Here is a 12384-nt window from a genome sequence, read left to right as displayed (position 1 = left end):
AAGGCAGGGCGAAGGCGCGCTCGTCGGACTCGGGCGCGGCGCCGTAGCTGTGCAGCCAGGCCCTGACGGGGGGATCCAGCCGTGCGAGGCTGGTGGCGACGATTCCGGAATCCAGGCCGCCGGACAGCTCCGCCGCCAGGACGCCGGCGCGCTTGGAGAGCTGGGACACGGACTCGTCGACGACTTCACGCAACCCGTCGCCGGCTGCGTCCAGCGTCAGGTCGGCCGCCGTATCGACGAAGGCCGACGGCCGCCAGACCTGTTGGGCGACGGGACGATCCTCCAGGAGCAGACAGCCGCCCGGCGTCACGCTGTCGACGCCGTTCAGGAGGCTGACATCCCATGTCCGGGTCGGATCCTGCAGCACCCCCGCGACCCGGGCGTCGTCGATCTGCAGGGCGGGTCGAACGGCGCCTAGCAACCAATCCGGCAGGTCTGAGGCAACGATCCAGTGATCGGCCGTCTGCAGGAGAAGAGCGTCGAGCGCCCCGGAAGGATCGCGCAGGACGGCGGCCAGCCGTCCATCGTCGCGCAGTCGCAACGCGACATACCGTCCCCAAACCTGGCCGATCAGATCGGCGGCGGACTCTGGCGCTCCCGCCATCCCGTCGCGACGGGGAAAGACGTCGCCGACCAGGCGCCAGGCGCCCATGGTCTGAAAATCGAGAGCGGCCCCCTGTCCGACCGCGAGCACGACCGATCGGCTCAGCGGGATCGCGCGCCAGCCTCGCGCTGCCGCGGCCGCGGTGAACCGGTCGATGCGGTCGGTCGTCTCCACACCGGCCTTGGCGGCGATAAGGGTGAAGGGCGTCATCAGACGACGAGGATGGGGGTGTATCGCGCCACGCGGTGCAGGTCGTCGCCAATGACCGTGTCGCCGATCTGAAGCCAGCAGTGGGCGGCGAACGGCCAGGTGCGCACCCCAAAGACCCAGTCGGCGCACACGCCCAAACCCCGAAGATAGTGCAGGAGCATGAAGCTGCGATGCAGGCACACCTCCTGTCGCGGCGTCCAGGGCAGACCCGAGCGATAGGCGGAGACCATGGCTCGGATGTCGCCGCTCGGGGGCGTCGGCGTCGGACGTTTGATCCGTCGCGCGCGTCCGACGAGTTCCGAAAACGCGCGGCCGTGATAGCGGCGGCTGCTCAGGATGGCGCTGATCAAGAAACCCAAACCCGCCCAACTTCCCACCACGTCAAAGGGCGCGACGGCGGTCTGGGCGGCAAGCGGCCGTTGGTGCGAGGTCGTCGCGGGCGCCGCTTGCGCCAGGCCCGCCGCCGCGAGCAGCTCAAAGACCTCGGGACCGTCTAGGACCACTCGACCGTCGCCGTCGTCCCTGATGAAAACCGCCGCTCCGACGAGGCAGAGATAGGCGTCCTTGCGGACATCGAGGGCGACGATGTCGTCATCGATCCAGGCGAAATGCACGTCGTCTGATAGGAAGGCTTGCATGGAAGAGGCCCCATCAGGCGGCCGCCGGTTAGGGCGGCCGCCTGGGCGTCAGCCGACCGAATGGGCGGGCTGCATGTTCAGTTCGATCTGCTCGCCGGGGAAGCCTTCCGTCAGGCGACGGGCGGTTCCGAGGATCACGATGCTGAAGGACGTCATGGTCAGTCTCCATTGTGAATGCCGAAAGCGGCGAGGGGCAGGAGACGGCGAGCGTGGCGTATATTGAAGCTATATCCGGAATATATTGAAACGCGGGGGCGGCCCGCGGCCGCCCCCGACGCTCAACCGACGGCGCGCGTCGGCTGCAGGTTCGGCTCGATGTCGGGGCCGAACGGTCCGCCATGGGTCAGGGTCTTGGCGCTGCCCAGGACGACGAGCTTGAGGGGGGTGGTCATGGTGGTCTCCTTTTTTCGCCACGGGATGTGGCCCGAGCAGTGAGACCCCGCATGATCGGGAGATGAAGCTATATCCGAACTATATTCATCGACCGGGTTTGGGGCGGCGGGATTTTAGAGACTTCGCTCCATCTGCAAGCCAGCGCTTCGCCTCTGCGTCCCGCTCATCGGCATCCTGGATCAGCCGCTCGAAAAGAGCTTCCACCGCCAGGATCAGGGTTCGGGGATCCTGATCGAGGATGCGATCCCCCATGACGTCGTCATAGTGCTGGAGCCCGATCATCAGGATGGTCATCAGCTTGTTCTCGGCCGTGCGGCGCGCAAAGTGCGGCGAGCCGATCATCAGGGCGCCGAGGAGGGCGAACTCGTCGCTCCCGGTCACTTCGCAGAAGCGATGGATATATTCGAGGTTGGGCTTGTTCCGACCGGCTTCGAAGTGCTGATAGGTGCGAACGCCCATGTTCATCCGCGCGGCGACCTCCCGGGTGCTGAGACGTTTCAGGCGGCGAACGGCCTTTATCGCTTGAGATAAGAGGCGTCCGTCACGCAATGGGTCCGGCGGCGTCCTGGACATCCGTGTTCCTCCTTCGCGGGTCCTGTCTCTCAAGCTTGAGGGTTGGCGATCAACGCTCAGTTGCGATCTTCAGGACTTATTCGCAACAGGTCGAGCAGCCGAAATAGTCAGTGGCGAACAAAACCTGCGCAGGTGTGCGAACAAGATCGGGCGGAATGCCGGCTTAGGACGTCGAAAGACTGACGGCGACCGTCAGCACACGGATAGTCCCGAGATGAACGGTGATTCGAGGCCCCAATGGTGCGTAATCGCGATCCCTTCTCGACCGCTCTTGAGGATCTGCGGGGCCGGCTGACGTCAGGGGTCTACGGCGGCGGTGCGCCGGTCGTCATCCTGGATGAGGCGAAACGCCTCAAGCTTTCGACGACCCCGGTGCGAGAGGCGCTCGCCTGGCTCAGCGGCGCTGGCTTGGTCGAACATGTCTCTACGGGCGGCTATCGGGCGTCACGCATCGAAGCCGGCATCGTGCGCGACCGCTACCGTTTCCGCCGCGACTGCCTTCATCTCAGCCTCGGGAATTTCACCGGGCCGTCCACGCCCACGAACCCACTGACGAGCCCTGAAGGCCTGTTCGACTGGATCGTCGGTCGAGGCGGCGACCTCGCGCTTGGAGACGCCTATCACAGGGTCGCGTTTCATCTGGAGCGGCTGAGAACGGCCGAACGCCAAGTGCTCGGGGATCCGACTCCCGCCTTTGCGGCCATGTCGCAAAGCCTGATCGACGAAAGGATCGACGTCCTCGACGTTCTGGTCCGGGAGTACCATCAAGAGCGGATCGGGGCCGCTGTCGCGATCGCCTTCGAAGCGGACCAGCCGCCGCTCGATCAGGTCTGAGGCGATGCTCACCCGGCATGCGGACATCGATCTGACCTCGCTTCGTTGGTCGATGGCTGTGGCGCGATCAGGCGGTTTTCGTTCCGCAGCCGCGTCTCTGGGCGTCGAACAGTCGGCGATCAGCCGGCGCGTTCGTCGATTGGAGGATGATCTTGGCGTCTCGCTCTTTCATCGCAGCACGAAAGGCGTGTCGCCCACCAATGCCGGCCGGCGCTTCCTGCGGCGCGTGGAGATACTTCTTGATAGTCTCGGACTGGCGGTGGCCGACGCCCGACTCGCAGGTTCAGGGCAGGTTGGACAGCTGCGGATCGGCCTGACCTTCTCGTTTCTGAGCGAGGCCCTTTACCATCTGATCGACCGCTTTCATGGCGCGCACCCTGACGTCTTGATCGAAATGGTCGAAGGGCGGGCCGAAGAGCATCTCCAGGCCGTCGCGGACCAACGTCTGGATATCGCAGTACTGCCGGGCGGCATGACGGTTGCGGGGTTGGACATATCCATCCTTTGGCGTGAACCCCTCCTTGTCGCCCTTCCTCGCACCCACAGACTGGCGGGAATCGATGTCCTTCAGCCGGATGACCTCAGCGGAGACAGAGTTCTGGTGAGCGCGGGAGATATCGGTCTCGCCGTCTTTGAGGCGCTTGGCAGCCATTCGGGAGGGCTGGACATCGTCGTGCAGGAGGCGGGGGCGGTCCTTTTGCTCGAGCAGGCGCGCATGGGACTTGGCGTGACCTTGATTGGATCCGGATCGCTCAAAGGTTTGAGGCTTGAGCCCGATCTCGTTCTGCGCCCCTTATCGCTCAAGGCCGTTGCGCCATTGGCGGTTGCTGCAGCTTGGTGGGCGGGGAACGACAACCCGGTCTTGCGACGGTTCGTCAGCGCCGCCAGACGGCGATGAGTCTCGCCTAGCCCGGGGCAGTTCGGCCCAAGGTCCCGCTGCCCCCCTCCTGGCTTCAGATGATCTGCGCGGCCTGAATGATTTTCACAAAACTTGTCTTTCGTGATCGATATTCGCAACAGGTGATAGGTTTTCACAAGTTGACCTAGGTCGCCTTCAGGCCCTCGTCGATATGCCGATGGCGCAAATCGCACGGCTGCAGAGGTTCCTCGCCCAGAACGGCGGACGCGCGTCCCAACGAGTGCGCACGCGAGCGTTCGCCGCTTTCACAGACGAAGAAAGCTGTCGGATCGAGCGGATATTCGCTGAGACCTTCGGTGAAACCGACGCCCGGACCGTAGTCTCCGGCTTGAACGATCAGCTGCCCTTTTGGACCTGGATCTGGCCGGTCGGTTTCGAGGAGGGACGGAGAGCGATGCGGCGTCAACGCTTCGCCTTGGCGCTGATGAAGCTGCGATCCGTGGCCATGAATCGGCTCAGCATCGGTCCGACCAACTGGGGCGGCGTGAACGCTTGACCTTCGGCCTCGGCCAGCACCTGGGCGTAGAGGGTCAGATCCCGGTGGACATCGGCTGAAAGCTCGAGTGTCAGTTTCACCGGGGTATCATCCTGCAGACCGGCGAGTTTCAGCTTGGACATGATCAGTCTCCCTCAGACGGCAGCGACAGACCGTCCGTCAGAATGATGTGGAAGGGGGAGCCGGGCCGCACGGTCAGGCGCGGCGGAATCGCCAAACCGCGATTGAGTCCGTCCCGCCCGACCTGGTCGATGCTTCGGCCGGCGCCTTCTCTCAAGGCCCTGACGATCCGGTCGTCGTCGTCCCCCTCTGTTGCGGCCGTGCTGATTGACAGAAGGGTCGTGAGGCCCGCGGTCCGAAGCCGCTCGCCCCAGCGATTGTCGACCCGATCCTCGAGCCCCGCGTAGCCCGCCGGGTCGCTGGCTTCGGCTCCGGTCAGGCCAAGACTGCGGCCCTCGGGTGTGACCAGTCGGGTCCACACGATCCGCAGGCGCGACTGGCCATAGACCACCTCGGCGTCATAGGCGCCGATCAGGCGCGACCCGCGTGGAATGACGATGCGCCGCCCTGTCGCGCTGTCGCGGACATCTTCGGCGACCTGGCCCAGGACCGCACCGGGCAAGTCCGAACGCAGCCCCGTGATCAGGACCCCCGTGATGATGACGCCAGGCCACAGGGCGGCGGAGGTCGGGGCCGTCGCCGACACCGTGGGCGTGGCTCCGCCGGACGCCGCCGCGTCCGCCGTGGGGATGTTGCGGGCGGCCTGAAAAAACAGACCGCTCGTCAGTGCGGCCTCGCGGGCCTGCGCCATTTGCTCACGCCGTCGGCGAGCCCCCTGCGCGGCTTCGGTCTCCGCCGCCGAGGGTCGGGATGGGGCGTCCTCGCGGTTTCCGTGCGACCAGTCGTCCGCCTGTCCTGCGGCGAGGATCGGTCGCCCCAGATCCCCGGGTAGGGGTGGACCGAGCCGCGGGCCTGCATAGTCTTTCGGCAGGGCGCTGACGCCCTCGGACGGCGCGGCGGCCGGACGATAGAGGTCTTGCGGCGGCGTCGCTCGGGACGGCGCGCGCAGGGCGACGGCGAATATGAGAGATCCCGCAAGAGCGGCGACGCCGCCGCCGATCCACACGGCCTTTCGCGACAGCCGCATCACCTCCGGTGGGGCAGGCCGCAACCGCATGGCCTTGACGACATCCGCAGGGGCGTCCGACGGCGTCGTCATGGGCGCGATCCCGACCGCAGGATGCGCACGACCCGGTCCTTGCGGCCCTCGACAAGCCTCAGTTCGGCGCGGTGGAACAGGCGATCCACGACCATCCGGCCCGCTTCGACACGGTAGTTCACCAGGGTGACGCCGCCGTCGGCGCTCGTCACAAACAAAGGCGGCAGCCGGGTTTGATCGATATCGGATCCGAAGCTGATGAAGACCTGGCGGCCGTCGTCAAACACGTGGACGGGGCGCCAGGCGACGGCGGGGCCTTCGATGCGGTAGTCGAAGTTCAGGGCGGCCAGGTCGACGGCCGGCTCCCGCTCGCGCGCCTCGGCCGTCACCGCCGCGCGTTCGACCGCCAGAGCCTCCTCGTGCGGATAGCGCCAGGCGACGGCCGCCATATAGGCGTCAGGCCGAGCCTGGAGTTCCAGATGATAGGTGCGGCGATCCGTATGGATCACCAGATTGGTGGCGAGATCGGAGCGGGTGGGTTTAAGCAGCACATGGGTGCGCAGCCGCTCGCCGGCGCCGCTCGTGCTTTCGCCGATGATCCAGCGCGCGGTGTCGCCCGCCGCGATCGCCCCCTGATCGGAGAGCCGCTCGCCCGGCTGGAGGGCGATGTCGGTTACCCGACCCGGGGCGGCGTAGACTTGGAAGAGGGCGTAGGGCGCAAAACTGTAGACCTGAGCGGCCTGATCATAGTCAGGCGCGCTCGGCTCGACACGGGCGGCGGCGTTCGCGTCCGCGATGCGGACGTCGGGGGAGGCCGTTTCCGGCGCGCGCGGCGGCAGGATCCGAAGATTGGGGACGCCCGGTGTCGACGCCGGATCGTCCGATGGCGAGGCGAGGGGCGATGCGGGGGGGCGCGGCGCTGTTGAGGTTTGGACGAGGCGGGCGGGCGCAAACGACGCGGCGTGCGCGGATACGCAACCGCCGGCCGTCAGAGCGGCCAGGATCGCCGAGGCGGCGAGACGGTTCATGAGGACAACTCCTTGGACCAGTTGAGGGCGACGACATAGATGCCGAGCGGATTGCGCTTGAGCGTCTCAGCCGACCGCGGGGGCTGGAGGGCGACGGTCAGGATGGCGGTCCAGCGGCCCGTTTCGGCCAGTTGCCCATCGACGAAGCGGCGCTCGATCCAGGCCACCCGGAATGAGTCCGGCGAAGCGCGGATGACGCTGGAGATTTCGACCGAGACCTGGATGCGGCCGATCTCGGCGAAGGGATCGTTGCGCCGGGCATGATCCGACAGGGCCTGGGCGCCGGAGTCGGTCGCATAGTCATAGGCGCGCAGCCAGTTCTCGCGGACCACGACCGCATCGGCGGAGATGCTGCGCACCTGTTCTATGAATCGGCCGAGATGCCAGGCGATCTGCGCATCGTCGGGCCGGGCCCCGGCCGAAGCGGGACCGACCGCTACCGCTTCGCCGCGCCCATCGACCTCGACGATCCAGGGGGTCACCACGCCGCGCGCGGACTGGACGACCAGGGCGGCGGCCAAGCCGCCGGTGGTGGCCACGGAGAGGAGGGCGATCAGACGCCAGTTGCGGGCCTGGACGCGGGCCGAACCGATGCGGTCGTCCCAAGCCTGCGCCGCGCGCTGGTAAGGCGTCGTCGGGGCCGGTGTCTCGCCGTAATGGGCGGACGCCCGTTTGAAAGGGGTCATCAACGATCCTCCGAAAGGGAAACGGATCCGCCGCCGCCGCCATGGTCGCCGGAGCGGATGACGTGGACGGCGGTCGTCAGGCCGCGGCTGATCGCCTGGCGCTGCTCCATCGCGCGCGCCCAGTCCGGCTTGGCGGTTGAGGGCGACGGTGAAGGCGCAGGGCTGCTCGACCCCTTGGCCTGTGGGTCGGACGGCGGTGTCGGCGAAGCGTTTGCGGTCGAGCCTTCAGGCGGCGACGATGAGGCGTCCTGCGGCTGGGCGGCTGTGGAGGCCGCAGCGCTCCCGCCGGGGTGCGGTGTCGCGCGAGGGCTTGGCGTCGCGCCTTTCGCGGATGTCCCGGCTCCGGACCCGCCCCCAGACGTTGGCGGTGGCGCGCCGCCCGGTTTGGGCGATCCGCCGGATAGTCCTGATCCGCCAGGGCGTGTCGCGGGCGCGCGCGACGCCGCCGCGCCGGCGCCGGTTCGACCCGCCAGCGTCGATCCGCCCGCAGCGGCCAGGCGTGCGCCGGCGACCCCGGCCATGGCCAGGCCGCCGACGGCGAGCCCGGCGCCGACCGCCGCGCCAGCGCCCAACTGTGGGGCGCCCGAGACCAGGCCGGTGGCGATGCCCGGGCCGAAGATGCTGAGCCCCATCAGGGTCAGGGCGGCCAGGGCGATGGCGAGGACATCCTCAAGGGTCGGCGCGACGCCGGCGAAGTCGCGCGTGAAACTGTCGAACAAGGTCGAACCGATGCCGACGATGACGGCCAGCACCAGGACCTTGACGCCGGAGGCGATGACATTGCCGAGCACGCGTTCGGCCAGGAAGGCGGTGCGACCGAACAGGCCGAACGGGACGAGGACGAAGCCAGCCAGGGTGGTCAGCTTGAACTCGATCAGGGTGACGAAGAGCTGCACCGCCAGGACGAAGAAGGCGATGACCACGATCAGGAAGGCGACCATCAGCACAATCACCTGAACGAAGTTTTCGAACAGGCCTGGAAAGCCGGACAACTCCGCGGCCGCTTCCAGCAGAGGCTTGCCTGCGTCCACGCCCGTCTGGGCCAGTCGGCCGGGCCTCATGAAGTCCGCCGCGGACAGGCCGGATCCCGACGCCTTCAAGCCCAGGCCCGAGAAGCTGGCGAAGACGATGTCGGCTAGACGCTGGAAATTGCCGATCAGGAAGGCGAAGAAGCCGACGAACAGGGTCTTCTTGACGAGGCGCGCAAGGATGTCGTCGCCCGGGCCCCAGGCCCAGAACAGGGCGGCGAGGGTGACGTCGATCACGACCAGGGTCGAGGCCAGGAAGGCGACTTCCCCGCCCAACAGGCCAAAGCCGGAATCGATGTAGCGGCCGAAGACCGCAAAGAAGCGGTCGATGACGCCGACGTCGCTCATCGCCCCGCCTCCGCAAGGGACTGGTCGCCCCGGTCGTTCCCCGTTGCGCTCGCGCCGAAGAACCATCGGCGCTGTTCGGTCCAGGCCGTGTGGCAGTCCGGGTCGGCCCCGCCGGCCTCGCCGAGGGCGCGGCAGCGCGCCAGATCGGCGGTCGGGGAGGGTGACGGTTTCGGCCGGGGCGTGGGGGCAAGCGCGCCGCCCGCCGAAAGCGCGGCGCAGGCGAGGGCGGCGATGGCGATGACGGCGGCCGCCGCCCCCATTGGATTGGCGCGTCTCATCGCGGAGTCTCCTCCGCACCCATGAAGCGCGAGAAGCGAACTCGGGCGTCGGCGCGAACGGCGGCGCGATCGGCCGCCTCCAGCGCCTGGGCGCGGCCTTGGGCGGCGAGGAGGGCGGACAGATCGGACAGCTGGCGCGTCTGGAGGGCGAGGAGTTGATTGCCGGCTTGGGAGGCCTGAAGCGCGCCGACCGCACCCTGGCTGGCCTCGACCAGGCGGCGCATCTCGACCTGGGCGCCGTCGAGCCCGCCGACCACTTCGGCCTGAACCTGAAGCGCCCCCTGGAACCCCGCGACGGAATCCTCCCACCGGGATCGCGCCCGCGTCACCAGCGCCTGGTCGTCGGTCGTGAGGGCGGCACGCCCGTACCGGGTCGCAAAGGCTTGGTCGATCTCGGCCACATTATAGGCGAGACCCTTGGCCTCCTCCATCAAGGTGCGGGTCCGGTCCATCTGGCTCTGCAGGGCGGCGAGCGAGGACGTCGGCAAGGCGGTCAGGTCCCGCGCCTGATTGAGGAGGGCCTGAGCCTCGTTCTGCAGGGACTGAATCTGATTGTTCACCGACTGAAGGGCGCGCGCGGCCTGGAGCAGGTTCTGGGCGTAGTTGGCGGGATCATGGACGGCGACCTGAGCGGTCGCGGGCGCCGGGAAGGCGGCGATCCCGCCCAGGCCGAGGGGGACGGTCAACTGGACCACGGCGAGCAGGGGGGCGGATCGTGAGGGGTGGCGGATCATGGTGTCGGCTCCTGGGGGGTGAAGGGGGACCGGGGGGCGACGACGGGCAGCAGATCGGCGGCCCAGGGCAGGCCGCGATGGCGAAGCCAGGCATTGGCGAAGTTCGCCGGTCCGAAGTCGGCGAGCAGGCGCGCGATCACGCCCTGGTCTTCGCGCGACGAGGCCGCGCAGAAGGCGAGCGCGACCGGCCCCAGCCCCAGCTCGAACAGTCGGTCGCCCACGCGGGACTGGGTGTAATAGTCGCGCTTGGGCGTCGCCTGGGCGAGGATGTCGATCTGGCGGTCGCTGAGCCCGAAGCGTCGGTAAACGGCCTGGATCTGGGGCTCGCGGGCCCGGGGGTTCGGTAGGAAGACGCGGGTGGGACAGCTCTCGATCAGCGCCGGCGCCAGGGCGCTGTCGGCGATGTCGGCCAGGGACTGGGTGGCGAAGACGACCGAGGCGTTCTTCTTGCGCAGGGTCTTCAGCCACTCGCGCAACTGGGTGCCGAAGGCGGCGTCCTCAAGCGCGAGCCATCCCTCATCGATGATGATCAGTGTGGGGCGACCGTCGAGGCGGGCTCCGATCCGGTGAAAGAGATGGGCCAGGACGCTCGCAGCGGCGGCGGTCCCGGCAAGGCCTTCGGTCTCGAACACCTGAACGGGGCTCACGCCGAGATGTTCGGCCTCGCCGTCCAGCAGGCGGCCCCAGGGGCCGGCGATCGTATAGGGCGCGAGGGCCTGTTTGATCGCCTGGGATTGGACCAGGGCGGCCAGGCCTGAAAGCGTCCGCTCCTCGGCGGGCGCGCCGGCCAGGCTGGCGAGCGCGCTCCACAGCCGATCCTTGAGGTCCGGGGTCACAACGACGTCCTCGCGCGCGATCAGGTCGGCGAGCCAGGCCGCCGCCCAGGTCCGTTCGGCGGGATCGTCGACGCCTTCCAGCGGCTGCAGGCTGAGGCCGTCGCCGTCGCCGTCGGCGCTCAGCGCTGCGCCCAGGTCGTGATAGTCGCCGCCCATGGCCAGGGCGGCGGCCCGGATCGACCCGCCGAAGTCGAAGGCGAAGACCTGGGCGGCGGGGTAGCGTCGGAACGACAGCGCCATCAGGGCCAGCAGCACGCTCTTGCCGGCGCCCGTCGGGCCGACGACGAGGGCGTGGCCGACGTCGCCGACATGGGTCGAAAAGCGGAACGGGGTCGAGCCTTCGGTGCGCGCATAGAAGAGGGGCGGTCCGCCGAGATGAGGATTGTCGCTTGGGCCGGCCCAGACCGCCGACATCGGCAGCAGATGGGCCAGGTTCATCGTCGAGATCGGGGCCGAGCGCACATTGGCGTAAAGGTGGCCTGGCAGACCGCCCAGCCAGGCGTCGACGGCGTTGAGGCTTTCGACGGTGCAGGTGAAGTCGCGGCCCTGGATCAGTTTTTCGGCCTCGCGCAGGCGCGCGTCGGCCACGGCGGCGTCCTCATGCCAGACGACCAGGGTGGCGGTGACGATCGCATAGCCGACGCCGTCCGCGCCCAGATCCTGCAAGGCTTCGTCGGCGTCCTGCGCCTTGTTGCCGGCGTCGCTGTCAACCAGGGCCGAGGCTTCCTGGGTCATCACCTCCTTGATCAGGCCGGCGATCGACTTGCGCTTGGCGAACCACTGACGACGGATGCGACCCAGCATCCTGGCGGCGTCCGTCTTGTCCAGGCACAGGGCGCGGGTGGACCAGCGGTAGGGGAAGGCGAGACGGTTGAGCTCGTCGAGCAGACCCGGCCAGGTCGCCGTCGGAAAGCCGGTGATCGTCAGGACCCGCAGATGCGCCTCGCCCAGCCGCGGCGCCAGGCCGCCCGTGAGGGGACTGTCGGCCAGGAGGGCGTCGAGATGCATCGGCGTCTCGGGCGGCCGCACCCCCTGTCGCCGGGGCGAGACGGCGCCATGAAGAAAGGTCAGGACGCCGGCGTCGTCCAGCCAGGCGATGTCGGGCAGGAACCCTTCAATCAGGGCGAACAGGCGGTCGGTGCGGTCGAGGAAGACCGACAGATGCGCCCGACCGTCCGCCATGTGCTCGGGTCGCCCGTCATAGAGCCAGCGCTCGACGCGGCGAACGTCTTCGGCCGGAGGCATCCACGCGAACGTCAGGACATAGGTGCTTTCGTAATGGGCGCCGTCGGCCTCAAAGGCTGCGCGCCGTTCGGCCTCCACTAGGGCGGAGACGGGATCGGGAAAGCGGCTGTCGGAATAGTCGGCGGCGGGGTCGCGCCGCGCCTCGACGAAGACGGCCCAGCCCGAGCCGAGCCGTCGCAGGGCGTTGTTCAACCGGTGGGCCGCAGCCGCCAGTTCGGACGGCATGGCCGAATCCAGATCCGGCCCGCGAAACCGCGCTGACCTCTGGAAACTGCCGTCCTTGTTGAGGACGACGCCGGGCGCGACCAGGGCCGCCCAAGGCAGAAAGTCGGCCAGGCGGCGTGGGGCGCGGGCGTATTCTCTGAGGGCGAACAT

Annotated in this window: 13 protein-coding genes and 1 pseudogene; 2 read left to right on the top strand and 12 right to left on the bottom strand. The window is 68.3% G+C overall.

Annotated elements, in window-relative coordinates; all coding sequences use genetic code 11:
- Window positions 1-37: 37 nt before the first annotated feature.
- From ABIB58_RS06900 to ABIB58_RS06890, 3 genes and pseudogenes are all read right to left on the bottom strand, one after another.
- Window positions 38-604, bottom strand: a pseudogene (locus ABIB58_RS06900) (asparagine synthase-related protein); the annotation flags it as partial.
- A gap of 209 nt (window positions 605-813) precedes the next feature.
- Window positions 814-1452, bottom strand: coding sequence for a lasso peptide biosynthesis B2 protein (locus ABIB58_RS06895; RefSeq protein ID WP_354039918.1), 639 nt, complete (start codon window positions 1450-1452; stop codon window positions 814-816).
- 477 nt (window positions 1453-1929) lie between these two features.
- The gene (locus ABIB58_RS06890) at window positions 1930-2418 is read right to left on the bottom strand and encodes a helix-turn-helix domain-containing protein (RefSeq protein WP_354039916.1); all 489 of its coding nucleotides are present in this window, start codon (window positions 2416-2418) and stop codon (window positions 1930-1932) included.
- Window positions 2419-2655: 237 nt separating this feature from the next.
- Here ABIB58_RS06890 and ABIB58_RS06885 point away from each other — a divergent pair, with 237 nt between their 5' ends.
- Both ABIB58_RS06885 and ABIB58_RS06880 read left to right on the top strand, forming a co-directional pair.
- Window positions 2656-3252, top strand: coding sequence for a GntR family transcriptional regulator (locus ABIB58_RS06885; protein WP_354039914.1), 597 nt, complete (start codon window positions 2656-2658; stop codon window positions 3250-3252).
- Window positions 3253-3256: 4 nt separating this feature from the next.
- Window positions 3257-4150 carry a LysR family transcriptional regulator gene (locus ABIB58_RS06880; protein WP_354039912.1) on the top strand — a complete coding sequence of 298 codons (894 nt, stop codon included), beginning with the start codon at window positions 3257-3259 and terminating at the stop codon, window positions 4148-4150.
- 145 nt (window positions 4151-4295) lie between these two features.
- Here ABIB58_RS06880 and ABIB58_RS06875 read toward each other — a convergent pair whose 3' ends face one another.
- From ABIB58_RS06875 to trbE, 9 genes are read right to left on the bottom strand one after another with little or no spacing between them, the layout of a single operon-like run.
- Window positions 4296-4577, bottom strand: coding sequence for a hypothetical protein (locus tag ABIB58_RS06875; protein WP_354039910.1), 282 nt, complete (start codon window positions 4575-4577; stop codon window positions 4296-4298).
- On the bottom strand, window positions 4574-4789 hold the full coding sequence (locus ABIB58_RS06870; RefSeq protein WP_354039908.1) for a DUF2274 domain-containing protein: 216 nt from the start codon (window positions 4787-4789) through the stop codon (window positions 4574-4576). Before ABIB58_RS06870 ends, ABIB58_RS06875 begins: the two co-directional genes overlap by 4 nt.
- A 2-nt stretch (window positions 4790-4791) precedes the next feature.
- On the bottom strand, window positions 4792-5886 hold the full coding sequence (locus ABIB58_RS06865) for a TraB/TrbI/VirB10 family type IV secretion system protein (RefSeq protein WP_354039906.1): 1095 nt from the start codon (window positions 5884-5886) through the stop codon (window positions 4792-4794).
- Window positions 5883-6854 carry a P-type conjugative transfer protein TrbG gene (trbG, locus tag ABIB58_RS06860; RefSeq protein WP_354039904.1) on the bottom strand — a complete coding sequence of 324 codons (972 nt, stop codon included), beginning with the start codon at window positions 6852-6854 and terminating at the stop codon, window positions 5883-5885. The genes ABIB58_RS06865 and trbG overlap by 4 nt, the downstream gene beginning before the upstream one ends.
- Window positions 6851-7540 (bottom strand): conjugal transfer protein TrbF, encoded by a 690-nt coding sequence (gene trbF / locus ABIB58_RS06855; RefSeq protein ID WP_354039902.1) that lies wholly within the window; start codon window positions 7538-7540, stop codon window positions 6851-6853. Before trbF ends, trbG begins: the two co-directional genes overlap by 4 nt.
- Entirely contained in the window at window positions 7540-8916 is a 1377-nt protein-coding gene (gene trbL, locus ABIB58_RS06850) for a P-type conjugative transfer protein TrbL (protein WP_354039900.1), read from the bottom strand. The genes trbF and trbL overlap by 1 nt, the downstream gene beginning before the upstream one ends.
- Window positions 8913-9194, bottom strand: coding sequence for a putative entry exclusion protein TrbK-alt (gene trbK-alt, locus ABIB58_RS06845; RefSeq protein ID WP_354039898.1), 282 nt, complete (start codon window positions 9192-9194; stop codon window positions 8913-8915). Before trbK-alt ends, trbL begins: the two co-directional genes overlap by 4 nt.
- Window positions 9191-9928, bottom strand: a complete 738-nt coding sequence (gene trbJ, locus ABIB58_RS06840; RefSeq protein WP_354039896.1) for a P-type conjugative transfer protein TrbJ — start codon at window positions 9926-9928, stop codon at window positions 9191-9193. The genes trbK-alt and trbJ overlap by 4 nt, the downstream gene beginning before the upstream one ends.
- On the bottom strand, window positions 9925-12384 hold the full coding sequence (trbE, locus tag ABIB58_RS06835) for a conjugal transfer protein TrbE (RefSeq protein ID WP_354039894.1): 2460 nt from the start codon (window positions 12382-12384) through the stop codon (window positions 9925-9927). The genes trbJ and trbE overlap by 4 nt, the downstream gene beginning before the upstream one ends.

It is taken from the genome of Brevundimonas sp. UYEF29 (assembly GCF_040546195.1).
Lineage (GTDB): Bacteria > Pseudomonadota > Alphaproteobacteria > Caulobacterales > Caulobacteraceae > Brevundimonas > Brevundimonas huaxiensis.
Note: the sequence above shows the minus strand (reverse complement) of the source record. Positions and strands in the feature narration are given on the sequence as shown.

Bases quoted from the DNA above. Each gene is read 5' to 3' on its own strand.
- ABIB58_RS06895 (WP_354039918.1), bottom strand. From the start codon at position 1,452: ATGCAAGCCTTCCTATCAGACGACGTGCATTTCGCCTGGATCGATGAC.
- trbL (WP_354039900.1), bottom strand. From the start codon at position 8,916: ATGAGCGACGTCGGCGTCATCGACCGCTTCTTTGCGGTCTTCGGCCGC.
- trbG (WP_354039904.1), bottom strand. From the start codon at position 6,854: ATGAACCGTCTCGCCGCCTCGGCGATCCTGGCCGCTCTGACGGCCGGC.
- trbJ (WP_354039896.1), bottom strand. From the start codon at position 9,928: ATGATCCGCCACCCCTCACGATCCGCCCCCCTGCTCGCCGTGGTCCAG.
- ABIB58_RS06870 (WP_354039908.1), bottom strand. From the start codon at position 4,789: ATGTCCAAGCTGAAACTCGCCGGTCTGCAGGATGATACCCCGGTGAAA.
- trbE (WP_354039894.1), bottom strand. From the start codon at position 12,384: ATGTTCGCCCTCAGAGAATACGCCCGCGCCCCACGCCGCCTGGCCGAC.
- ABIB58_RS06885 (WP_354039914.1), top strand. From the start codon at position 2,656: ATGGTGCGTAATCGCGATCCCTTCTCGACCGCTCTTGAGGATCTGCGG.
- trbK-alt (WP_354039898.1), bottom strand. From the start codon at position 9,194: ATGAGACGCGCCAATCCAATGGGGGCGGCGGCCGCCGTCATCGCCATC.
- trbF (WP_354039902.1), bottom strand. From the start codon at position 7,540: ATGACCCCTTTCAAACGGGCGTCCGCCCATTACGGCGAGACACCGGCC.
- ABIB58_RS06865 (WP_354039906.1), bottom strand. From the start codon at position 5,886: ATGACGACGCCGTCGGACGCCCCTGCGGATGTCGTCAAGGCCATGCGG.
- ABIB58_RS06890 (WP_354039916.1), bottom strand. From the start codon at position 2,418: ATGTCCAGGACGCCGCCGGACCCATTGCGTGACGGACGCCTCTTATCT.
- ABIB58_RS06880 (WP_354039912.1), top strand. From the start codon at position 3,257: ATGCTCACCCGGCATGCGGACATCGATCTGACCTCGCTTCGTTGGTCG.